This is a genomic window from Candidatus Yanofskybacteria bacterium (assembly GCA_016181175.1).
Taxonomy (GTDB): Bacteria; Patescibacteriota; Minisyncoccia; order 2-02-FULL-40-12; family IGHO2-01-FULL-4-A; genus 2-01-FULL-44-17.
The window spans coordinates 12488-34080 of sequence record JACOZV010000001.1 but is presented as its reverse complement, the minus strand read 5'-3'; the positions used below and the strand labels follow the sequence as shown (position 1 = coordinate 34080).

Below are 21593 nucleotides of genomic sequence, written 5' to 3'. Positions count from 1 at the left end.
CTGTAATTAGAAAAACCACCGAGCTATGCTCGGTGGTTTTTTATTTTAGTTTAAAAAACTTATGGGGTCCAACTTTTACAACATCGCCCGATTTTACTTCTTGATCCCACCGACTCACAGTTTGATCACTAATTTTTACGGCGCCCTGGTCTATCAATCTTTTACCCTCCGAACTTGAAATTACTACGCCAGCTGCCACCATCGTTTGGAGAATCGTACCGCCATTCTCGACTTCTTTGATATCTTCCGGAAGTTGCCCGTTCGAATATACTTTCTCAAAACTTTCTTCCTCTTTTTTTGCAGTCTTTTCTCCATGATACATTTTGACCACCTCAAAAGCTAACTCTTTTTTGGTAACCATCGGATTTTCTCCGCCTTTAAGACGCGATTTTATTTCACCGATTTTACCATCTGTAATTTCGGTAGCATAACTGAATAAGGGCAATATCGCTGAATCTGGCATAGCCATAATTTTGCCGAACATATTTTCCGCTGAATCGTTCAAAGAAATATATTGTCCCTCGCTTTTATTCATAATTTTCTTTCTGGTTATAGAGTCCTCCAATAACCGCGTCGTTATTACAATCTTTTCTTTGCCCAAAAAATCTTTTACCAAATCTCGTCCTACCAACATATTAAATGTCTGGTCATTCCCCCCTACCTCACCGTCTACGTTCATCACTACCGAGTCGTAGCCCTGCATCATTGGATAATCAAACTCGTGCATCCCGATTGGCTTGTTTTTTTTAAGCCGTTCCTGAAACATGTCTCTTGCAATCATTTGTTGTTGGGTAAACTTCATTGCTACTTTCAACCAATCTTTATAAAACATTTTACTATACCATTTCGAGTTATATCTAACTTTAAATGATCCTTTGGATAAAATTTTATATATCTGCCCTAAATAGGTTTTCATATTTTCTTTGACTTCTTTTTCTGTTAACGATTTTCGTACAGCTTCCTTGTCTGTGGGATCACCAATGGTTGCCGTAAAATCTCCGATTAGAATAATTATTTTGTGTCCAAATTCAGATAACTTTTTCATAATAAATGCATTTGTTGTGTGCCCCAAATGCACATCCGGCCCGGTCGGGTCTATCCCCCAATAAAAAACCAATCGCTTTCCTGCCGTCATCATTTCTGCCACCCTCTCCTTAGACGGAAAAACCGCCTCAATGTATCTTGAGTTCAAAAACTCATTTATTTTGTTTTCGTCGGTAACCGTTTTTGTCATTTAATCAAATTATATACTCATACCGGAATCTTGTAAATTTAGCTAAATTATGGCAAAATTAAGATTAATGGCTGTTGTACATAAGCACAAGTCAGCAACTATCAAAAATATTTTGGTTGGAATAATAACCCTGGCCGTGATCGGCTTGGTTTTTTCTGTGGCCGTGTTCCTTTATTACGCTGGCCAGGTTCCCGATCCTTCGGCAATTTCCGCCCGCCGCGTAAGCGAGTCCACCAAAATCTATGACCGCGCCGGCGAAACGCTTTTATACGACATTCACGGCGAAGAAAAACGCACTATTATCGCCTGGAATCAAATGCCCGAGACCATCAAAAAAGCCACTCTGCTATCCGAGGACGCTGATTTTTACAAACATAAGGGTGTGGACTTTCGAGGTATTTTGCGGGCTTTTTACAAAGATGTAATTAGTTTAAGCGCCTCGCAAGGCGGTTCTACTATTACTCAACAACTCATTAAGCTCTCTCTCCTTGGCAAAGAAAAAACCTTGCCGCGCAAGATCAAAGAAGCAGTACTATCAATCCAAGTTGAACGTAAATTCAACAAAGATGAAATATTTTGGATGTATCTAAACCAAATACCTTATGGCTCTAACGCTTATGGTATTGAAGCAGCCAGTCAGACCTTTTTTGACAAATCAGCCAAAGAATTAAGCTGGTCGGAAGCGTCTCTTCTTGCATCACTCCCTAAGGCCCCAAGTTATTACTCGCCCTATGGTAACCATTTTTCAGAACTTATCACTAGAAGAAATTACCTTTTGGAACGACTGAAAAACAGCCAAATTATTACCCAAAACGAATACGATAAAGCAGTTAAAGAAACTCCCCAAATTAAACCATTTCAAGAAAGCATTATTGCTCCGCATTTCGTTATTATGTTACGTGAATATTTGGTAAAAAAATACGGTGAAGACACTGTCCAAAATGGCGGTCTACGCGTAATCACAACCTTGGATACCAATTTACAAACAGTAGCCGAAGAAACTGTAGAAAAATACGCTAAAATAAATACCGAGAGGTATAAAGCAAACAATGCCGCGCTTGTCGCCGCAGATCCAAAAACTGGACAGATTCTTGCTATGGTCGGCTCCAAAGATTATTTTGGCAAACCCGAACCGGAAGGTTGCATTCCTGGCGATAACTGCAAGTTTGAAGGTAATTTCAATGTAGCCTTGGCTTATCGCCAACCAGGTTCTTCGTTTAAACCATTTGCTTACTCTGTGGCTTTTCTCAAAGGTTTTACCGATTCAACAATTCTATTTGATTTACCCACCGAATTTAATCCTAACTGTAATCCATCCACTTTTCAAAAAAAGAACGCCAACGGCGAGGATTGTTACAATCCTCAAAACTACGATGGCCGATTTCGCGGACCAGTAACTATGCGTCAAGCTTTGGGTCAATCGCTTAACTTGCCTTCTGTAAAAACACTTTATCTTGCTGGCACTGATGATACGATTGATTTCGCCCACCAAATGGGAATTACCACTTTAAATGATCGCTCCCGCTACGGTCTTTCTCTGGTACTTGGCGGAGGCGAAGTCAAATTAGTTGATATGGTTAATTCTTACGGAGTTTTTGCAAATGACGGAATTAGGGTTTTCCCGTCTTTCTTGCTTAAGGTTGTCGCAAGTGATGGCACAATCCTGGAAGAATACAAGAGAGAGGAAGAGCGTGTGCTCGACCCCCAAGTTGCACGGCTTATCACTGACGTTTTATCTGATAATAACGCCCGTGGACCGGTATTTGGCTACAACAGTCCCTTGCACTTCCCGGAACGTCCTGTGGCCGCTAAAACCGGCACCACACAAGAGAATCGCGATGGTTGGCTACTCGGATACACACCTTCACTTGTTGTAGGCGTTTGGACTGGCAATAACGACAATACCTCGATGACCAGAGAGGGTGCCGGTTTATCTGCAGCTGCCCCTATGTGGCACGAATTTATGGCACGTGCTTTAGTTGGTACCACACCAGAACAATTCATTAAACCAGACCCTATTACTACTGATAAAATTATGCTTAATGGCAACTATAATGGTCCCGATGGTATACATTCTATTCTTTACTATATAAATAAAAATGACCCAACTGGGCCATATCCATTAAATCTATATTCTGATTCGCAATTTTCAAATTGGGAGGATGCTGTTCAAAAATGGCTCACCAACCTCACTCCACAAGCCTCCACAACTCCGGCCATAAATCCCTAATTTTATATCTAGTTTCTTAAATTTCTCAATGGCATAATCACATAAGTATGATCTTTTTGGTTTTCACCTTTTATTACAAGCGGACCTCCATCGCCTGTAAACTCCAAAATAACGTGATCAGTAGACACTGATTTTAAACCATCTAGTAAGTAATGGTAGTTAACGGAAATTTCAAATGGCTTATTTTTAATCTCACATGCAAGATTAGCAGCTATTTCACCACGATCACTATTTTTAGCGGAAATTTCCATTAAATCTTTATCTGCTTTAATTTTAATATCAGAAATTGAAGACGAAAAAATGCTTGCCATTCTAATTGATTTTTCAAATTCGCTTTTTTGCACCTTAGCAAGTGCAACAAATTTTTCTGGTATTACTCTTTTATACTCCGGGTAGTGTCCGTCAATAAGACGAGAAATAATTTCAAAATCATCACCATAAATAAGAATTTGGTTATCGGAAACAACAAAAGATAAATCTCCTTCAATATTTTCAGCAACTCTAATTATTTCTACAACCGTATTGCGAGGTAAAATAAAAGTTTTTGCTGAACTATCTAGTAAATCAATTATTTTTTCAGAAAGACGAAAACTGTCTGTAGCTGCAAATTCTGCTTTTTTAGAAGAAATACTCACATATACTCCGCTAATTTCTGGCCTAGTTTCTGATAATGAAGCGGAATCAATAACACTCGTTAATGCTGTTTTTACTTTTTGACTATTTATTTTAAAAGACGCTTCTTTTTTAATTTGTGGAATTATAGGAAAATCTTTGGTTTCTATACCAAGTATTTGTGTTTTATAATTTTCAGAATTAATAAAAATTGTATTTTTTTTAGTTATTAAAGATAACTTTTCATCAGTTACATTATTGATAAAATCTGAAAAAACTCTTGCAGGAACAGCAATTTCTCCATTTTCGTTTATTTTTACTCCTAACCAATAATTAATTCCTATTTCTAAATTAGTTGCTGATAATTTTAATCTTCCGTTGTCAGTTTTAAGTAATATTGTATTCAATATTGGTAACGAAATATTTTTAGAAACTATTTTTTCTACTGTCCTTACTGCTGAAATAAGTCTTTTTTGATTAACCACTAGATCCATAATTTTGATTATAATTATTTAGATTTTAAAATAAATAATAATTATAATAGATGTTTATAAGTAGTAGAATTAATAATTTAACCAGTAATTATAATAGTAATCTTTATTGTAAAACCTGTGAATAATTTAGGGATATTTTATTTATAAATAGCGTATAATTTTTAATTTTATTTTTTGAGCATTTAAAAGTAGAATATTATCAATGAATTATTAATAGGTAATTAACACGCATATCAACATGTTAGTCACTAAAAATATAATAATTTTTTATCTAGTAAATAGTTAAGAATTTTCAAAAGTTTGGTAAATTCTTTCTTTTATTAAAGTTAATTCTTGTTTAGTTACTTCTTCATTTTCTTCTTCTTTTTTTATTTTCTCATAAGCATGTATTACTGTCGAATGATCACGGCCGCCTAGTTTTGAACCTATTTCAGGGAAAGATGATTTTGTTTCTTCTCGTAATAAAAACATAGCAATTTGTCTTGGCCTTACAATTTCTTTTTTTCGGCTCCTTTTGATTAGGTCAGTAATTGGTATGCTGTAGAAATCAGCGACTGATTTTAAAATTGATTGATGAGTTGTTTTGCGATAAGGAGTGTTAAGGTAGGCTGCTAAAAGTTTCTTAACTTCTTTAAAGTCAGGAACCTTATTATATATCTGGCTAAAAGCTCTTATCCTATTTAGCGCACCTTCAAGCTCACGGATATTTTTTTGGATGTTCGAAGCAATATAAGCAAGGGAGTTTTGATCAACTTCAAAATTTTTATCCTTGCATTTCATATTAAGAATCGCAAGTCGTGTCTCGTAATCAGGAATTCCAATATCAGCTATCATACCCCCTTCAAACCTAGAGCGAAGACGTTCTTCTAGTGCCGGTATTGCGCTTGGGGGTCTATCAGAAGATAAAACGATTTGTTTATTCTTGCCGTAAAGTTCATTAAAAGTAGAAAAGAAAATATCTTGGGTTCTTTCTTTGCCGGCAATAAATTGGATATCATCTATAATTAGAAGATCAAGCTTGGCATAGCGTTGTTTCATTTCTTCAATTGTTTTGTTTTTTAATGATTCTATTATGTCAGCTGTCAGCCTTTCTGAAGAAATATAGCATACTTTTTTATCTGGATAACTTAAACCTATTTGATTGCCAGTTGCTTGAAGTAAATGAGTTTTGCCCAAGCCCACCCCGCCATAGATAAAAAGCGGGTTATAGGTTTTACCTAAGTTTTTTGTAATTGCTAAGCTGGCGGCATGCGCCAATTCATTGTTACTGCCAACCACAAAAGAACCGAAAGTATAGCGTTTATTCAAGTTGGTAGTCTTGTCTATATCAGCATCTGATTTTTCATCAGTATTTTTTTCAGGAAGTAATTGAGCAAAATCTCTTTTTTGGATTGCCAAGCCTATGCGAATACCACCCACGGCGTACTTAACTTCCCTAACATCCGGCTGCAAGTTCCTTATCACTTGGAGAATCTGTTTGCCAAATTTATTTTCTAGCCATTCTTTAACAAAACCATTAGGGACACTAACTAAAACAGACCCGTTATTGTAAGCCAGTAAAGAAGTACCTTTAAACCAGGTAGTAAAATTAGCCCTAGAAAGGGACAACTCCATCTCTGTTAACACTGCTTTCCAGAGCTCTTCGTTGATCATTAAATTAAGTATAGATTAATAAAAAAACATTAAAAATATAATTTCGTTGACAATTTGTTGATGAAAAGTGAACAACCAGTATTAATTGCAAAATTAATATGCTTTGCTATAGTATAGGAATATGAAAATAACACTATATCGTCCAAAAAAGAAAAAAAGAAAGAAGACACACGGATTTTTAAAGCGCGCCAGATCTAAGAATGGAAGAAAAGTGTTGGCTCGACGTCGGCAGAAAAATAGGTACAAATTAACAGTCTAAAGACTAAGCTCTAAAGTTAATAACTTTAGTCAGCAGTCAGTAGATTTTAGTAAAATTGGCGCTAGCTCGTAAGTATCGATTAAACAGAAAAGATCTGAATTATGTTTTAAGGCAAGGGAAAACTGTAAGAAACAGTTTTTTCTTTATCCGGTTCTTAAAAAATGAGACAGGATTTCTGCGGATAGCAGTAATTGTATCTGCCAAGATTTTAAAAAGAGCAATATTAAGGAATCGTCTAAAAAGAATTTGTACAGAAATCATTCGCTCTGGACATTTTTTAGAAAAATCGTACGACCTCGTGATTACTGCTACATTAAGTATCGTAGATAAGACATCAAAAGAAATCAAGAAGGATTTAGAAGAAACAATCAAAAAGATTTTTAGTCAATAGAATTATGAATCCCGTTAGAGACACAGCAAACACTTTTTTAAAAAGGTGATGGCTAAAATATCTCAACGGGAATAAATAACAAGCTAACTGGGCACGGTTGCGACATAGTCGCAGCCTGTCTCTAACGGGATGAAAAAAATATTTTTAAAACTCATCAGTCTTTATCAAAAAACTTTATCACCTGATCACGGTCTTATATTTACCGGAAATAACATGCGTTGCCGTTTTTATCCAAGTTGCTCGCAATATACCCGCGAAGCAATAGAAAAATTTGGTTTAGGCAGGGGCTTATTAAAAGGCTTGGCTAGAATATTAAAATGCAATCCACTTTCAAAAGGCGGTATTGACTTAGTTTCTAACAATTAACACATGACAGAACTTTATAACCAACTTCTGTTCCGTCCCTTATTTAACCTCCTGATTTTTATTTACAACATTATTCCCGGAGGCGATTTCGGCTTGGCCATCATCTTACTGACATTAATCGTAAGGTTTGTTTTTTTTCCGCTTTCAATAAAAGCTCTGGTTTCACAAAAAGAATTGGGCAGATTACAACCAAAAATAAAGGAGCTTCAAGATAAGTATAAAAACGACAAACAGGCGTTAGGCCGAGCAACAATGGAATTATACAAAGAGCACAAAGTTAATCCGTTCGGCGGCTGTTTGCCAATTCTTGTCCAATTACCGGTGTTGATAGCGCTTTATAGCGCCCTGGGGTCAGGATTGAAACCAGAAAGTTTTAGCGCGCTCTATTCTTTTATTGATAATCCTGGAGCTATAAAACAAATCGCATTTGGCTTTATTGATTTAACGCATAAGAGCCCGTACCTTGCAATTTTGGCTGGAGTTATGCAATGGTTTCAGTCCAAGCAAGCGGCAAAACTGCAGGGGCCGGTGGACAAAAGTAGTCCGACAGCCGCTTTTCAGATGAATAAACAAATGTTGTATTTTTTCCCTGTTATGGTTATAATTATCGCTTGGAATTTACCAACTGGACTGGTTATTTATTGGGTTGCGGCTACCGTATTTTCTATATTTGAACAGTTGTATATAAATAGAAAATATAAAACGGCAAGTCTGCAATAATTACAAGCAAACATGAACGAAGATGTAAAAAATAAAATAATAGAAATTGTTAAAGACCTGTTGGATAAGGTTGGTTTTGAAGGAGAAGTTAAGTTGACTGAAAGTTTGACGGAGTCGGAACCAGGAATGTTGACAGAAGAAAAAAGAGGAAACTTTTCGGTGGTTTCAATTGAGTCGGATAAAGACTTAAGCATACTAATTGGCAAAAACGGCCAGAACCTTAGCGCTTTTGATCATGTTGTTCGCCTGCTCGTAAATCGTGCTTTTGCTGTTTCTACTGGTCAGCCGCCGATTAATTTTATTGTTGATATAAATGATTACAGAAAGTCCAAAACAAATTATCTTATTGAGACAGCTCGTAACATTGCCAAGCGTGTAGTTCAAACACAAAAGGCCGAAGCCTTACCGCCCATGAGTTCTTACGAGCGGCGTTTGGTGCATACCGAATTGGCTGCGTTTAAAGAAGTTCAAACCGAAAGCATCGGCCAAGAACCTCGCCGCCGCATTGTCGTTAAGCCCCTAACCCTTTAATTAAAATCTGACAAGTATTATTTACACCAGGGTATTTTTTAGAAACCAAAACCCGCCGATAAGGCGGGTTTTGTCTTTTACTTTCACAAGGCAGATTGTAAACACACATTTTCGTACGCAGATTTGTTTAGCGCGATGAGTTGTCGCTACGAAGTAATGCTGGTAATATTTTGTTAGATAAAACAAACAGCGATGTTGCAAAAGATTTCATATAATTTGGGTATCGCGACATTATCCCGCGGGATAATCGGCGGATTGAGTTTGGTTGTTGTTGGAATTTTGACGCGTTTTTTGGGGCCGGAGGGATTCGGCCAATACAGCGCGATTTTCGCTTACCTTTATATTTTTACCGCTGTTGCCGATCTCGGACTTCATACTTTTATGGTCCGAGAAATTTCGCGTATCAGTGAGCCTGGTGAAGAAAGGAAGATAGCCAGTAAAATTTTTACTCTGCGTCTTCTGACGGTAGTTTCAATAATAATTTTGGCTGATCTGTTAGTTTTTGCCTTTCCCTACCCTCTTAAAGTTAAACTCGGTGTTCTAATTGCTTCTCTTTTTTCCATCGGTTCTTCTTTGGCGCAAGTTTTAACCGGTATATTCCAGAAATATGTGCGTATTTATTTTGTTTCATTTGCCGATATTTTAGCGCGATTTGTCCAACTGGGCTCGTTGGCAATTTTAATCAAATTTGAAACTGGCCTTTTGTGGTTCGTAGCCGTTGTGGTTTTTTCGGAAACGGTTCACCTTGTCCTTATCTATGGATTTTCCAGACGCATGGTCAAGGTAAAGCCGATGATTGACTTTGTTTATTTCCGCCATGCCCTCAAGACTGCTTTCCCTATCGCGGTTTCTTTAGTGCTAGTTCTTATCTATTTCAAACTGGATACAGTTATGCTTTCAGTAATGAAGCCGGCCCAAGACGTCGGCATTTACTCTGCTGCTTACAAAGTTTTGGAGGCGGTTATATTCCTGCCGGCAATTTATATTGGTCTGGTAATGCCTCTCCTTTCCCGATTTGCGGTTAAAAACAGGCCGGAGTTCATCAAAACTTTCAAGAGCGCATTTAATGTAGTCACAATTTTCGCCCTTTATTTTTCCGTCTATATTTTTTTGATGTCTGATTGGATAGTAAGAGCAATTGGTGGAGGTGCGTTCCTTGAAGCCAGCCCGGTTCTTAAGATTTTGAGTTTTGCCATACTCTTGATATTTTTCGGCAATTTGGGTGGCAACACGATTATCGCGCTAAACTTGCAAAGAAAAGCTATGTGGATTTATTTTACCGGAGCGGTAATCAACGTCGGACTTAATTTTTTATTGATTCCCGAGTACAGCTACTTTGCCGCCGCCTCAACGACGGTAGTAACCGAGATTTTTATAACCCTTGCTATGTTTTGGTTGATTCATCGCAGTATTAAAATTACAGTCAACAAGACCTTATTTGCCAAAACTATTTTGGCCATGACCATCATAGCAGTGTTGATGTATCCTCTTACGGACAGTTTTACTAAAGCATCGCTTATTTCGTTGTTGTATTTTCCTCTATTGTTGGCATTGAGAGTTTTTACAAGAGCTGACCTTCGTGAGATTATCTCCATAAAAAAATCCCCGGAGCTACCCGAGGAAATTGAGAATTGGTAGAAACCCGTTTTGTTTATCACTGTGCCAAATGTAGCCCGTACAACTTACCGTCTTTGATATTTTTGAAGATAATATAGTCGCCAGTGCTGGTTAGAAAAAGATTTGTGGCGGAAGAGGCGTCAATGCTTTGGGAGTTAGCGATTGTCTGGGTGCCCGCATTTGCCGCTGTCGCGTCTAAGGACACGAATGAATCTACCCCGGCGCAGTAAACGGTTTTATTATCAAAACTCCAAACACATTTAGAAGCAGTATAGTTCAGATTGAGGGGCATTTCTTCTTTGGCGCCCAAATTCATAAGATACAAACCGTTTTGCCCGGTTGAAGAGTCAACATAAGAATAAACTATTTTTTGTTCGTCAGGCGACCACGCGACTTCAAGATTATTTTTTAAGTTGATTATATTTTGTAATGTTTTTCCATTTTCCGTGTCCAAAGTAAAAAGTGACGCTTGAGAACTTTCCAGAGTCGGCGGTTTAGTAAGCGCTAGTTTGTTTTCTCCCAACCATTTGATTTGCCAGTTTGTAAAACGAGTCGGAAGAACATTTTTGAATGACTCTAATTTGGGGTTGGCGATGCTGATATTACCTTCTCCCGATTCTTGGTTAAAATAAATGTAGGCGGTTTTGTTTCCTGTTTTGGATAGAACGGGGTTTTTTATGTTAATCTCATATTTTTTGGAAAAATTTGAACCGAGATCGTAGTAAATCGCGCCTGTTGAATAATTTGCCAGCAATGTCTTATCTGATCCCCAGCTGATATTGATTGCGTTGGGTTGAATTTTTGCGACAAGGGCAGAACCGGCAAGAAGGTTTTTAAATGAAGCAGAGCGTATCTCTCCATTTTTGGGCGTGTAGTACCATATTTCGCCGTTCGCTCGAATCGTTGGAAAACTTGCTTCGCCAGATGTAAGCTCAAAAAGGCCAGTCGGCTCAACGTATTTTTCTTCAGTTTGATTAAAGCGTTCAACTAGCGAATTATTTATCAAGGCTTGTTGATCTGGCAAGTCTGATTTACGGCTGAACAAATAACCGGCCAGGAAAGTGGCTGTGATGATGAGGATAAAGATAAAAGAAATCGCAAGTTTTTTTAGCATTTTTTATTTTAGCTTACTTAGGCGAAGCTGCTTTGCTTAGTTGTTGCAGTATGGGACTACGTGAGGAAATAAATGCCCATGTCAGAAATGTGGCGCGGAAAAACGGAATTGCGGCAAGTATCGGCACCTTCTCTATTATAGGTCCCCATATCCACTTTTTCCATTGTTTTCGTCCTGCTCTTGAAAATCCTAACATTGTCATCAATATAAGGTCAACGACGAATCCGACGAACCAACCAAGCGTTCCTATCGTAATAAGCTCAACTGCATCGGCAATTAAGCTTAAAACCAATGCAACCAGAAATGTTCCCCAACCCATCCGTTCTTGATTCTGTTCTTCTTCTGCTTGTTGGCGCGCCAAATCTTCTTCGCGCAGTTTTTGATAGCTGGCTCGGTCTGTTGCAAGGTCGTAATAGTATTGGTTGTCAGCGGGCATACGCAATTTCTAATTTCTAAACAATTTAGTTACTGGAATTTAAAGGATTGGGATTTATTTAAAAATTAGTAATTAGTAATTAGGAATTGAAAGAATTAGCTCAACTCTGTTGAGCTAATTCTTTCTTGGCTTCTTCTATTTCCAATATCTGTCTAGGGTCGGAAGTAATTATCTGATCTTCAGCGTAAGAAGCCACTACTCGCAACGCGACATGATTAATTCCGGCAAAAAACAGCCCGTGACCTACTCGTGACTCCAAAAGATAAAACTTTTCTGCGTCAGTAAGGTTGAACGTTTGTTTTACCAGGTCAATTGCTGCCGGGGATTGTTTTAACAGTAATTGCAGTGAAGAATTAGTCACGATTGGTTTGCCATAAGAAGAGGCCATAAAGTCCGGTATATCTTGGGAAATTGTAGTTAGACCCAGATAATATTTGCGGGCACGTTTGGCTATGTTGAACAAGAATGCCGCTCCGGCCTCGTATTTCATCAGTACCCACGCCTCGTCTACGGCCAAAATACGCTTTTTTAATTCAGTTCTAACCTGCGTCCAGATAAAATTGAGCACGAGGTACATTGCTATCGGGCGTAGCTCCTCCTCCATGTCGCGGATGCTAAAAACTATCAGCTGATTGCCCAGTTCAACGTTGGTCGGATTGTTCAGAAAACCGGCGAACGTCCCTTCCGTATATTTTTTGATCCTAATAGCCAAAGATTCAGTGCCTGCCATACTTTCAAGGATATTTTGGAAGTCTGACATCAAAGGAGGCACTATATTTTTGAAATCAGCAGTTTGCGGCGTAATGTCCTTAATCGCATAAGTTTGGTTGATGGCCTCGTCCAAAATCGCCTCTTCCTCCGCAGAAAGCGCCCCAAGCATTAACTTGAAAAGTCCCATGAGATTTATTACATGAGAGCGCAGGACATCGGCGGGGCTTTCATCTGGCAATGGCTTGGGCAAATCAAACGGATTGATATGGTGCGGTGAAGCTATGGATATTTTAATTGAAGTACCGCCTACAGTATCGGCGAGAAATTTATATTCATTTTCCGGGTCAATTACAAAAACTTGCGTCCCAAACATCAGACTTCTTAAAATCTCCAGTTTTACCGTATAGCTTTTACCGCCGCCGGATTTGCCGAATATAACCATGTTGGCGTTTTCCATGCTGAACCTGTCAAATAAAATAAGGGAATTATTGTGGGTATTTATTCCATAAAGTATTCCTTTGTCCGTGGTTAAATCGTAGGATACAAAAGGAAAAAGCGAGGAGATCGGTTCGGTATTCAGTGAATTGTGTATTTGAAGTTGGTCGTCATCAAGCGGTAGTGTGGAAAAGAATCCCTCCTTCATTCTGAATGTTGCCTGTTTGGAATAAACCAATTGGCCGTCAAGAATTGACTTGATTTTATTTTCTGTGTCATCGAGATCCTTCAGCGAGTTGCCATAAATTGTTATGTATACCCCCAACTTAAAAAACCTGTCTGTTCCTTGCTGAAGTTTGTCTCGCAGAGTTTCAATATCGCCGATAGCCGTTTCTAGCACTGGGTCCCTTACTTTACCGGACGATTGTTCCTCTATTTCCTGTGCCTGAAGCCGTCCCAAACGGTCGCGCAGTTGTTTTAACATCTGGGCAGTATCTTCTGGATGCACAAAAACAGAAACATCAAAAGGACGGTCCATATTAACTACCGGCGAGAACCAATTGGTATTTAGATATCTTGGGTAAGTTGCGACGAAAAGCGTGCGGGCAAAAGTGTCGCCTATTTGCAGATAATTAGAAGAAATATCTATGGCCGACGGAGCTAGTAAATCGTCCAGTGTTTTTACTGGCGGTTCCATTGGCTGAACGGTTGGTTGTGGTTTTTTACCGAATAAGGCCATATTTATAAGTGATGTCCGGGGTTATAATACGAGTAATAAAGGCCCATTAGTTCCTCTTTGTTCAGCACTCGCGCCTCTATGCCCAAGCCTCCGATGCCGCCCATTATAAATTGGATTCTTTGTTCAAGCTGTATTTTATAGTTTGCCAATTCTTCGTCCGTTAGTGTTTTAACAAATTTAGAAGGACTGACAATGCTTTTGAAAGCATCAAATATGCCAGTTTTTTGCCCCCCCTTGCCTATTGTTTCTGTTACATAAAGCGGGACGGAAATATAAAATTTTTTGGACATAATGTTGGCAAGCTCGGTCAGTCCTTTGATGAATCGTGTATATTCTATGCCTTGTATTTTTAATAATTCACTGGAAATACTTTGGGTTAAGGTATCAAGTGATTTCAGATAAGGCCCTATATCTAGTTTACGTGAATTTATTGCTATTTGAAGCGGAAAGTCTATGGAATTTAAGAAATTTTGAAAAGCTTGTATGATAGCCGTTTGTTCGTCGGTGGATTTTAGTTCAAAATTCATTGAGTTGACCTCAATTACCGATCGTAGAGAGCCATTTTTTAAAATAACAATGTTATCGCGAACGTCGGCGATTTCTACAAAATCTCTAGTAGATTGGTTTTTTTGGGGTGTGGCCATAATCTCGGTTTCTAATCGTTATTTTTGCGGAATTGGTACCTTTTGGGTCCAGTCAAATATGATAATGCCGTCAGTAGATATTGCGGTAATGGCATACCGTCTATCTGATAAAATGCCAAGGCAATAAACAACATGGCGATTGGTAAACTTGCAACTATTAAAAAAGTAAAATTACTAATAATGTATTGAAGTATAAAAATTATTACTGCCCCGACTGCTAGAAACAAAAACTGCTTAAATGTAAAAGGCCCGACAATCTTGGTTTCTGTTTCTATGAATTGTGGAACTTGGAATCTCATGATGCAGGTAATAGCTTATAGGTAATAGGTTATAGTTATGAATTTTCCAATTTTTTGATTAGTGAATTTAACATTCGCATTACTTCATTTAGAATTTTATTTGCTCTGGCATAATTTAAATTTTTTGTTTTTGGCAATTTATTTGCAATAACCAATTGTGTTTCAACTTCAGCGCCAGAGCCGTAAGCGTTAAGAAGAAATTGCCTAAAATCTTTTCTTGTCCCACGATACCTGCCCTCGGCGATATTAGAAGGAATTGAAACGGCAGCTCTCCTTAATTGCGAAATTAGCCCGTATATTTCTTCTTTTGGAAATTTATCCGTTAGTTCATATATTTCTATCACTAGTTCAATGGACTTTTGCCATACCACTAAGTCTCTATACGAATGAATTTTATCCACTTTTTATTTTGCGTCCTAGCCTCCTATTTCTAGAACTCATTTTTTAAGCTATTACCTATCAGCTATAACCTATAACCTATGACTTGCTTCGCAAATCTATAATATTACCACCTGATTCTGGTAATTCTTCGCCTTGATAGTGTGTCTCCGTAGGTTTAACTTGGGGAGCTGGTTGCGAAACGGGTTTTGCCGGCAATTTACCCGGAAATTTTACCATTTGTACTTTTTTAATATCTTCAAGAATCGGTGTAAAAAGTTGAGAGGCAATTTGATTAGCTATTTCTCTGGAAGTTGCCAGATCAGTTCCTAACCGCCTGGATAATTCCTGTGGCATATCTCCCACAAAGACATCTCCTATTACTATATCACGTATCAGTCTAGCAATGTCAGGACCACGTATACTTAATTGAACATGTTTTTGGGTCAAATTCATAATGAAATCCGGTACAGAAGAATCCAGCAGAAAATCAACTAAATTAGTCGGTAAGTTATCCAGTTTGTCTTGGAATAAGCCATAATTAAAACCAGGAGTTTGCATACCATCAACTGAATAAGGACTAAGTTTTAACGAATTGTACTCCATTAATAAGGTATGGGTGGACCCAATGCGGCTTTATCAAATGCTTCTCTTTTCCTTCTGTCAGCGCCTTTGCCCAACAATTCTTGCTTGAATTTGGCTTGTTTAGCGGTTGGAATATTAGGCATTATAGAATTGATGGAGTTGAAAATTTCTGGGGTCTTCATTTCTTCGGCGCTTAACCCGCGGATCAAGCCGTTTGATATATTTGTTTCTATCTGACGTTGTACATCAGTTCGTTGAGCCGGTGTTAGGTCAACGGCTGGCAAGATGCCATGTGAAGCTCTGTAATCCATTTCTTCCTTGAAGAGGGTGTTGTTGTCTTTGATTTCTTTTGCCAGGGTCCTGCCTTCTACTGTCAGTGCATCGCCGGTAGTTGGGTCTATGCCGCCAGTTAATTGCAAAATAGACCTTCTGGTGCTCCAGCTGTTAACCTCTTTCTTTTCAACCATAGTTTTTGCCGCCAATTCCATAATTTTCTTTTCAGCCCTTGTGGTGGTGGGCGTTATTACCCTGGTTACCATAGCTTCTCTGGCTGACTTATCTTTGGCAAAGTTGTCAATATTTTTCTTGACAGTTTCTGCAACTTTATCTTGGACTTCTTTCATATCTCCAGAGTAGAGTTCCAGTAGTTGTCTGGCAATAGTTTCATTCATGATTTCTCTACTTTCTGCCATGTTTAGGCCAAATTCCTTCTTTACGCCAACATCTTCCAGGTTGTTAAATATGAATTCTTTTTGAGCCGTAGTTTGCGCCATTTCATGGAACTTGCCTTTTTTCAAGGACTGGATAATCGAAGCGCCCAAAGCGTTTCTGCCACCACCAGCTTCTCTTATTGTTTTATTTATTTCACCCAAGTCACCTGCTTCTAGCCAGCCATTTTCTGCTTTGAGTTTTAGCGCAGCTATTTTTTCTGGGCCACCGGCTTTTTTAAGGCGGATATTTAATTGGTCTAGGGTGAGATTAAGCAATTGCAAGCGTTTTATTTCCTTATCTACTTCTGCCACCTTGGCTCTAGAAGCTTCTTCTGTTGCGCCCGGTACCTTACCTGGTATGCCGGCGATCCAGCCTTTTGCCGTAGCTTCCTGTATGCGAGCACGCTGGGCGCCACCGATACCAAGCATTCCTTTTTCTTGGATTTCTGCCACACGTTCCTTCAGTCCCTCTTTAGCTCCCCTGACATATGCCGCCCCGGGGGCGTATTTACGCACCCTTGATTCTATTACCCCGAAAGCCGATCTTACATAAGTCCCGCTTGCGCAAGCCAGTTTCATTGCTAAAGCTAATCCACCCACTAGAAAAATAAGGCTTAAAATATAAAAAAGAAAATCATTGATAGCACCGGGACTTCCGAAAATTTCACGAATAGGACCACCAGAAGTAGTAGGAAGTAACGCACCTATTTGGTTTTTATTCCTGACGAATATTACCGCGAATGTCATAAAAAACAGGTAATAAGGAAGAAAAAAACACCAACACAAAAAATGTTTCCACCAATTGGCCGTTTGACTTCTAAGATTAGGCAAGGCATAACCCAGCCAAGCAATCGGGGAGATAATAAGAAGAAACCAAATTGCAACAAGTCTAACTATCGAAAAAATTGCGACAGATAAAAATGCAAGAAAAACAATAATTAAAAAAATTAGAGCAAAAATGCCGCTAATTGCTACACTGGCCGTGCCGCCGAGCAAATTAACCCCGGTAGGAATAGTTGTTGCTAGTTTTTGTATACCCGAACCCTGGGCGGCGTTAACCGAAGTTTGGCCAATTTCCCTCAAAAAAACACCACTTAGTCCATTGGCAACCCCAGCAATATATTGGCCGATAGCAAGACTAAAATTTACAAGCAGAGCGGCGATTATAAATCCGGGAAGCATATCTCGCCAGGTATATTTTTTAATATCAAAAATCGTGCCGAAAGCCATGATAATCAAAGCAAGAATAAAAAACAAATTTACAAAGTTTCTGACAGTAGTCCAGCCTTGATCAACAACAAAAACTCCGCTTATTGGCTGATTTTGTAAAAAAACATCCAGTAAGTTGGCAGCCCAACCGATCGCTTTACCTACCAACTCCATCATCCATTCCTGCACACCGATAACACAATCCCTAAAAACGGCAGGACAGAGAGAAACTGCTTTTACTTCATGTTGTGGAACAAAAACCGCAAGTATTATGATTACCGCCAGTATTACGTAAAGCTTTTTATACTTCTTGTTAAGCATTTAATTATTGGATAGTGCAGTTATTGTTAACCTCCGCCATGCATGAGTTGTAAATTCCCTGATCAATTACCTCTACGCAATTTACATTTGCTGAACCGCCACTGCCGCCACTGCCCGCAGAATCTTCACTTCCGCCGCTTCCGCCGTCTCCCCCGCTGGCCGATGCGTCACAATCCAGTTTTTTAGCTTTTTGCGTGCAAGTATTTTCTCCTGCTTTGATACAGTCCTGTCTGGCTTTTTCTTGGAGCGCGGTGCCTCTCGCCGTGTCCGGGGTAAAATTATCAGGCGTGGATGCTCCGGCAAGATTGGACAACCTGTCCGTAACCCACGATGCCGCGAAAGCGATGACCTCGCTTAATTCATCGGAACTTGTCAGCCAATTAAATTCAGCCGAATTCATTTTGCCGGCAGTTTCTTTAAACATGTCAGCCGGAGTCAATACCTCGCCAAGTATTAAGCAGGTCGTATTAAGGCCTCTCAAAACACAGCCCTTGTCACCGCTTCTTTTTGATGTGAAGCCACCTCCGGAATTAGCTTCACCCTGATCGGTTTTTTCTTCAAAAACTCTTTGGCTCGTCAGTTCGTTTAGTGTGTCACTGACCACTCCCCATACGTTATTTTGCGGTTGAATCAACTGGTTCCAAGCTGTCCAGCCGCCTCCGCCGGCGAAGTCGTTTCTGAAAGCGTCAATATTGAAACCGGCTGGCAGAGTGCATCTGTTGCGCAGTTTGTAGTATTGAAGAGAGTCAATTCTGTATAAAGAAGGATTGAAACCATCTATTTTGCTTGCCCCGAAAGCGGCGCCGAGAGGATTTCTCAAATATTGGCAAATAGTGCCCGAGCCGGCGTCTATAGCATCTCCGATTATTGCCCTTGTTGCGTCCTCCCCTCTGTATTGTGCGTTGGCAAGAAAATCACGCCAGTTTTGTATAAAATTGGGGGCGTCGTCTCGGCCATTCTTGCTTATGAATTCGGTAATTGCATTATCCATCCTTCCCAAAAATGTTCTGGCAAGCACTCTGGCAACAACGTCCAAGGTGAATTCCTTGAGGACGTAAACGATGGCGCCGGCTGAGCGTGCTATTTGTGCCGGGTATAAAACCAAGAAACCGATTAGTATTATGCTAAGTATTGCTTTTGTGTGACGGTTGACCATTATTGGTTTTTCTGTGTACTCAAAAGGTCTAAAATGCTAAACAAGGGAGTGTTGGGTATCTGTAAATCCTGTGTTTGTATTAAAATTTTAAGCTCTTGAATTAACGACGAATCAATTTCTATAAAGTTATTTTGTAAATCTTGTAAGGCGGTCATAGCTAGAAGCGGATCTTCTGGTGCCTTTGTTAAAGCCAGATAGTTAAGCGAAAATTTTTGGAAAAGTTGGAGAAGACGGGAATGGAATGGAACCCAATTTTTGGGTACCGATACCGCCAAAAGCCGATTGTAGGCGCTTGAGTAAGAAAGCGAAAGATTTTTGAAGATTTCTGCGGCTTCGGAGTTGTTGCTTGTAGTCATGAAATTTGCAGCCCGGCTTAATATGTAGGGTTGTTGCATAAATGAATTGAGGAACGGACCCTCCAATAAAGAATCAACATTGTTTATGTATTCGTTTTGGTTTTGCTTGGACTCTGAAATTACGGCCAACCCGTATTCTGTCACAATTGGCGGGTTTAACGATCTGGCGGCGTCATCTATTGTTGCCAAAGTAAGGTTGTCTATGTTTTTTGCGAATTTTTCTTCTCCCAATTTCTTCGGGCTCAAATCCCCGACGTACAAACCTTCCATAACATGGTTGGTAAAGGAAACGGTGATATTGGTATTTTTATTACGTTCGCTGGCAATTTCTTGTTTAATCGGACTAAAACCTGAAACTATTTCTTCGCCATCCAAGTAACCATCGCCGTCAGTGTCGGGGTTAAATGGGTCGGTTCGATAATAGGCTTCAAGATTGTCAGGAATACCGTCGTTGTCAGAATCTATGTTTGAAGGGTCAAAAATATTAACTCCAGCGACTTGCCGGTTTATATTTGCTGTTGTCGCTGTTTGAACGCTATGCTTAAAAAACAAACCTATGCGAACAAGCAAAAATCCGGCGATTAGCAGAAGAATTCCCAAAGAAATTTTTAATTTTAACGACATCAAACAGGATGACCTAGGGTCTCCTAAATTCCCTAAACCATATTAAAAAGTTTAAACTTATCACTATTAGCAAAGATGCCAAAATTATTGGCAAATCGCCTACCTTATTATACCACGTTTTATCGGTACCAAATGCAACAAAGCCTGTTAATATCTGGGAAGTTGAGTCGGGGGCCAAATAAATGATATTTCCACGGCTGTCTATCGCATAAGATTTGCCCAAATTAGCAGCCGTTATGATAGGTTTAGCCGTTTCTGCTGCCCTAAATCTCGTGGCGGCCAGCATTTGCCTTGCAATGACTTGTTTTCCGTGGAAAATACCATAGCTTGCCATACTTGCTATTACATCCGAGTTTTGAGAAGTTTGCTTGACTAAATTCGGAGACAAAAGTTCGGAGCATATCATCGGCGCCGTTTTAAATTGACCGCGGAAATCTACAGTAGATACGTCTTTGCCGCCGATGTTGAGCTCGCGCAGGTTTTCAAATTGACTATTTGTGTTTTTAGAAAATAACCAAACCAGAAACTTCAATGGATAAGGCAAAAATTCACCGCCCGGCGTTAATAGACGCTTGTCATAATGGTTGATAATGTCGTTTTGAGTATCAAGATCAAAGACTCGTGAATAAACTTGACTATCATCAATAATTTTGCCACCGGCGATTATTAGTTTCGGTTTTGTAAAAAGGTTGTTGAAATATTCTTGGACTTGTGCCGGAGTAAGAAATAGGGCGATATTTTTAAACAGCTCACTTGTTTCCGGGAAAATAATAAGTTGGCTTTCAGGATATTCTTTGGCGACGCGATTAAGCAGTTTCAGTTGTTCCTCAAAACTTGCCAATGTTTCTTGCGAATTAGGAAATGATCTGGTGGGTTGTGCCGTTTGAATGACAGCAAAGTTTATTCCGGCGTTTTCTTGTTTCGTGGTTTGTTGTTTAATTAGTTTCGGACCAGAAATAAGCGCTATAAGAATCAGAACTACAAGGGCCATCCTTGTAACAAGGATGGCCCTTGTAGACCTTGTTTCTGCTAACTTATTTTTTAAAATTGTAAAAATCAGGTAATTTACAAAAATAATTGCAAAAGTTACTCCATAAATGCCAATGATAGATGCGAATTTTAGAGCCAAGGGGTTATTTGCTAGTGAATAAGCCAGATTGCCCAATGTCCAGTGCGGTCCGAAAAACGATCCGGAACCCGCCCAAAGAAATCCAAAGCCCCAAGAGAGGGCGTATTCAAGTAGGACAAAAAGAGCCGGTAAAGTTATTAGTAATCGGTAAGGTTTTGATTTACCAGTTACCAGTAACCCCCGAACCATCGCTTTCGGCGAGCTACGGGGCAGGCAGTTACCAGTAACTAATCCAAAGAGTCCCCAAAACATTGCCATTCCGGTCGAACTTACTAAATAAACAAGCAAGATGATGAAAAAAGAAATAGCGCGGCTCTCAATGCCAAGAGTGTCTAACGGATAAATAGACCAGAACCAGCGGAAGACAATTAAAAAGTAAATCAGTCCTGCGGCAAACCCTACCAAAAATCCACATCGTTTCCGAGTATGTTCGTATTCGGAAACGATGTGGAACAACGACCAAAAAAGTGGAACAAATCCAATCCAGGCCAACCAGCCCAAATCACTTGTGGTGAGCCAAGTCGAACCAAAGCTCCAACCCGGATAGGCAAGGGCCAAGAGCAAGCCGCTTAACGCGGCAAGCCCCGTTAGAATTAGTTTTTGTTTTGTCATTTTCCCATTTAGTAACTTCAAACAAAGA

At 39.3% G+C, this 21593-nt stretch carries 21 protein-coding genes; 7 read left to right on the top strand and 14 right to left on the bottom strand.

The window, feature by feature from the left end; genetic code table 11:
- Nucleotides 1-40 precede the first annotated feature (40 nt).
- Nucleotides 41-1234 carry a tyrosine--tRNA ligase gene (gene tyrS, locus HYT61_00185; protein MBI2062658.1) on the bottom strand — a complete coding sequence of 398 codons (1194 nt, stop codon included), beginning with the start codon at nucleotides 1232-1234 and terminating at the stop codon, nucleotides 41-43.
- 49 nt (nucleotides 1235-1283) lie between these two features.
- On the opposite strand from tyrS, the gene HYT61_00180 reads away from it, so the two are divergent.
- Complete coding sequence (locus HYT61_00180; protein ID MBI2062657.1) at nucleotides 1284-3464, top strand: penicillin-binding protein; 2181 nt, start codon at nucleotides 1284-1286, stop codon at nucleotides 3462-3464.
- 8 nt (nucleotides 3465-3472) lie between these two features.
- Here HYT61_00180 and dnaN read toward each other — a convergent pair whose 3' ends face one another.
- Nucleotides 3473-4570, bottom strand: a complete 1098-nt coding sequence (gene dnaN, locus HYT61_00175; protein ID MBI2062656.1) for a DNA polymerase III subunit beta — start codon at nucleotides 4568-4570, stop codon at nucleotides 3473-3475.
- 282 nt (nucleotides 4571-4852) lie between these two features.
- Nucleotides 4853-6223, bottom strand: coding sequence for a chromosomal replication initiator protein DnaA (gene dnaA, locus HYT61_00170; GenBank protein MBI2062655.1), 1371 nt, complete (start codon nucleotides 6221-6223; stop codon nucleotides 4853-4855).
- 121 nt (nucleotides 6224-6344) lie between these two features.
- Between dnaA and rpmH the strand changes: the two genes are divergently transcribed.
- The 6 genes from rpmH (at nucleotide 6345) to HYT61_00140 (ending at nucleotide 10128) form a co-directional block, all read left to right on the top strand.
- Nucleotides 6345-6482 carry a 50S ribosomal protein L34 gene (rpmH, locus tag HYT61_00165; protein MBI2062654.1) on the top strand — a complete coding sequence of 46 codons (138 nt, stop codon included), beginning with the start codon at nucleotides 6345-6347 and terminating at the stop codon, nucleotides 6480-6482.
- A gap of 55 nt (nucleotides 6483-6537) precedes the next feature.
- Nucleotides 6538-6873: a ribonuclease P protein component gene (gene rnpA, locus HYT61_00160; GenBank protein MBI2062653.1), complete on the top strand. Its 336-nt coding sequence runs from the start codon at nucleotides 6538-6540 to the stop codon at nucleotides 6871-6873.
- A gap of 129 nt (nucleotides 6874-7002) precedes the next feature.
- Nucleotides 7003-7239 (top strand): membrane protein insertion efficiency factor YidD, encoded by a 237-nt coding sequence (gene yidD, locus HYT61_00155; GenBank protein MBI2062652.1) that lies wholly within the window; start codon nucleotides 7003-7005, stop codon nucleotides 7237-7239.
- Nucleotides 7240-7242: 3 nt separating this feature from the next.
- Nucleotides 7243-7959 carry a membrane protein insertase YidC gene (locus HYT61_00150; GenBank protein ID MBI2062651.1) on the top strand — a complete coding sequence of 239 codons (717 nt, stop codon included), beginning with the start codon at nucleotides 7243-7245 and terminating at the stop codon, nucleotides 7957-7959.
- 12 nt (nucleotides 7960-7971) lie between these two features.
- Nucleotides 7972-8490: a hypothetical protein gene (locus HYT61_00145; protein ID MBI2062650.1), complete on the top strand. Its 519-nt coding sequence runs from the start codon at nucleotides 7972-7974 to the stop codon at nucleotides 8488-8490.
- A 192-nt stretch (nucleotides 8491-8682) separates the two neighbouring features.
- A complete protein-coding gene (locus HYT61_00140) occupies nucleotides 8683-10128 on the top strand; it encodes a flippase (GenBank protein ID MBI2062649.1) in 1446 nt (481 codons plus the stop codon).
- A gap of 16 nt (nucleotides 10129-10144) precedes the next feature.
- Here HYT61_00140 and HYT61_00135 read toward each other — a convergent pair whose 3' ends face one another.
- From HYT61_00135 to lnt, 11 genes are all read right to left on the bottom strand, one after another.
- Nucleotides 10145-11221 (bottom strand): hypothetical protein, encoded by a 1077-nt coding sequence (locus tag HYT61_00135; protein MBI2062648.1) that lies wholly within the window; start codon nucleotides 11219-11221, stop codon nucleotides 10145-10147.
- Between the two features lie 13 nt (nucleotides 11222-11234).
- Complete coding sequence (locus tag HYT61_00130) at nucleotides 11235-11657, bottom strand: hypothetical protein (GenBank protein ID MBI2062647.1); 423 nt, start codon at nucleotides 11655-11657, stop codon at nucleotides 11235-11237.
- A gap of 100 nt (nucleotides 11658-11757) precedes the next feature.
- On the bottom strand, nucleotides 11758-13542 hold the full coding sequence (locus HYT61_00125; protein MBI2062646.1) for an ATP-binding protein: 1785 nt from the start codon (nucleotides 13540-13542) through the stop codon (nucleotides 11758-11760).
- A 2-nt stretch (nucleotides 13543-13544) separates the two neighbouring features.
- Nucleotides 13545-14186: a hypothetical protein gene (locus HYT61_00120; protein ID MBI2062645.1), complete on the bottom strand. Its 642-nt coding sequence runs from the start codon at nucleotides 14184-14186 to the stop codon at nucleotides 13545-13547.
- An 11-nt stretch (nucleotides 14187-14197) separates the two neighbouring features.
- Nucleotides 14198-14485 carry a PrgI family protein gene (locus HYT61_00115; GenBank protein ID MBI2062644.1) on the bottom strand — a complete coding sequence of 96 codons (288 nt, stop codon included), beginning with the start codon at nucleotides 14483-14485 and terminating at the stop codon, nucleotides 14198-14200.
- Between the two features lie 35 nt (nucleotides 14486-14520).
- Nucleotides 14521-14877, bottom strand: coding sequence for a four helix bundle protein (locus HYT61_00110; GenBank protein ID MBI2062643.1), 357 nt, complete (start codon nucleotides 14875-14877; stop codon nucleotides 14521-14523).
- Between the two features lie 85 nt (nucleotides 14878-14962).
- Nucleotides 14963-15469, bottom strand: coding sequence for a hypothetical protein (locus HYT61_00105; GenBank protein MBI2062642.1), 507 nt, complete (start codon nucleotides 15467-15469; stop codon nucleotides 14963-14965).
- Nucleotides 15469-17688, bottom strand: coding sequence for a hypothetical protein (locus tag HYT61_00100; protein MBI2062641.1), 2220 nt, complete (start codon nucleotides 17686-17688; stop codon nucleotides 15469-15471). Before HYT61_00100 ends, HYT61_00105 begins: the two co-directional genes overlap by 1 nt.
- A gap of 4 nt (nucleotides 17689-17692) precedes the next feature.
- The gene (locus HYT61_00095; protein ID MBI2062640.1) at nucleotides 17693-18844 is read right to left on the bottom strand and encodes a hypothetical protein; all 1152 of its coding nucleotides are present in this window, start codon (nucleotides 18842-18844) and stop codon (nucleotides 17693-17695) included.
- Nucleotides 18844-19824: a hypothetical protein gene (locus HYT61_00090; GenBank protein ID MBI2062639.1), complete on the bottom strand. Its 981-nt coding sequence runs from the start codon at nucleotides 19822-19824 to the stop codon at nucleotides 18844-18846. The genes HYT61_00095 and HYT61_00090 overlap by 1 nt, the downstream gene beginning before the upstream one ends.
- A gap of 13 nt (nucleotides 19825-19837) precedes the next feature.
- Nucleotides 19838-21565, bottom strand: coding sequence for an apolipoprotein N-acyltransferase (gene lnt, locus HYT61_00085; GenBank protein MBI2062638.1), 1728 nt, complete (start codon nucleotides 21563-21565; stop codon nucleotides 19838-19840).
- Nucleotides 21566-21593: the final 28 nt, after the last annotated feature.

What these genes read in the sequence shown, in the direction of transcription:
- tyrS (MBI2062658.1), bottom strand. Translation starts at nt 1,234, where the DNA reads ATGACAAAAACGGTTACCGACGAAAACAAAATAAATGAGTTTTTGAAC.
- HYT61_00180 (MBI2062657.1), top strand. Translation starts at nt 1,284, where the DNA reads ATGGCAAAATTAAGATTAATGGCTGTTGTACATAAGCACAAGTCAGCA.
- dnaN (MBI2062656.1), bottom strand. Translation starts at nt 4,570, where the DNA reads ATGGATCTAGTGGTTAATCAAAAAAGACTTATTTCAGCAGTAAGGACA.
- dnaA (MBI2062655.1), bottom strand. Translation starts at nt 6,223, where the DNA reads ATGATCAACGAAGAGCTCTGGAAAGCAGTGTTAACAGAGATGGAGTTG.
- rpmH (MBI2062654.1), top strand. Translation starts at nt 6,345, where the DNA reads ATGAAAATAACACTATATCGTCCAAAAAAGAAAAAAAGAAAGAAGACA.
- yidD (MBI2062652.1), top strand. Translation starts at nt 7,003, where the DNA reads ATGAAAAAAATATTTTTAAAACTCATCAGTCTTTATCAAAAAACTTTA.
- HYT61_00150 (MBI2062651.1), top strand. Translation starts at nt 7,243, where the DNA reads ATGACAGAACTTTATAACCAACTTCTGTTCCGTCCCTTATTTAACCTC.
- HYT61_00145 (MBI2062650.1), top strand. Translation starts at nt 7,972, where the DNA reads ATGAACGAAGATGTAAAAAATAAAATAATAGAAATTGTTAAAGACCTG.
- HYT61_00140 (MBI2062649.1), top strand. Translation starts at nt 8,683, where the DNA reads ATGTTGCAAAAGATTTCATATAATTTGGGTATCGCGACATTATCCCGC.
- HYT61_00135 (MBI2062648.1), bottom strand. Translation starts at nt 11,221, where the DNA reads ATGCTAAAAAAACTTGCGATTTCTTTTATCTTTATCCTCATCATCACA.
- HYT61_00130 (MBI2062647.1), bottom strand. Translation starts at nt 11,657, where the DNA reads ATGCCCGCTGACAACCAATACTATTACGACCTTGCAACAGACCGAGCC.
- HYT61_00125 (MBI2062646.1), bottom strand. Translation starts at nt 13,542, where the DNA reads ATGGCCTTATTCGGTAAAAAACCACAACCAACCGTTCAGCCAATGGAA.
- HYT61_00120 (MBI2062645.1), bottom strand. Translation starts at nt 14,186, where the DNA reads ATGGCCACACCCCAAAAAAACCAATCTACTAGAGATTTTGTAGAAATC.
- HYT61_00115 (MBI2062644.1), bottom strand. Translation starts at nt 14,485, where the DNA reads ATGAGATTCCAAGTTCCACAATTCATAGAAACAGAAACCAAGATTGTC.
- HYT61_00105 (MBI2062642.1), bottom strand. Translation starts at nt 15,469, where the DNA reads ATGGAGTACAATTCGTTAAAACTTAGTCCTTATTCAGTTGATGGTATG.
- HYT61_00100 (MBI2062641.1), bottom strand. Translation starts at nt 17,688, where the DNA reads ATGCTTAACAAGAAGTATAAAAAGCTTTACGTAATACTGGCGGTAATC.
- HYT61_00095 (MBI2062640.1), bottom strand. Translation starts at nt 18,844, where the DNA reads ATGGTCAACCGTCACACAAAAGCAATACTTAGCATAATACTAATCGGT.
- HYT61_00090 (MBI2062639.1), bottom strand. Translation starts at nt 19,824, where the DNA reads ATGTCGTTAAAATTAAAAATTTCTTTGGGAATTCTTCTGCTAATCGCC.
- lnt (MBI2062638.1), bottom strand. Translation starts at nt 21,565, where the DNA reads ATGACAAAACAAAAACTAATTCTAACGGGGCTTGCCGCGTTAAGCGGC.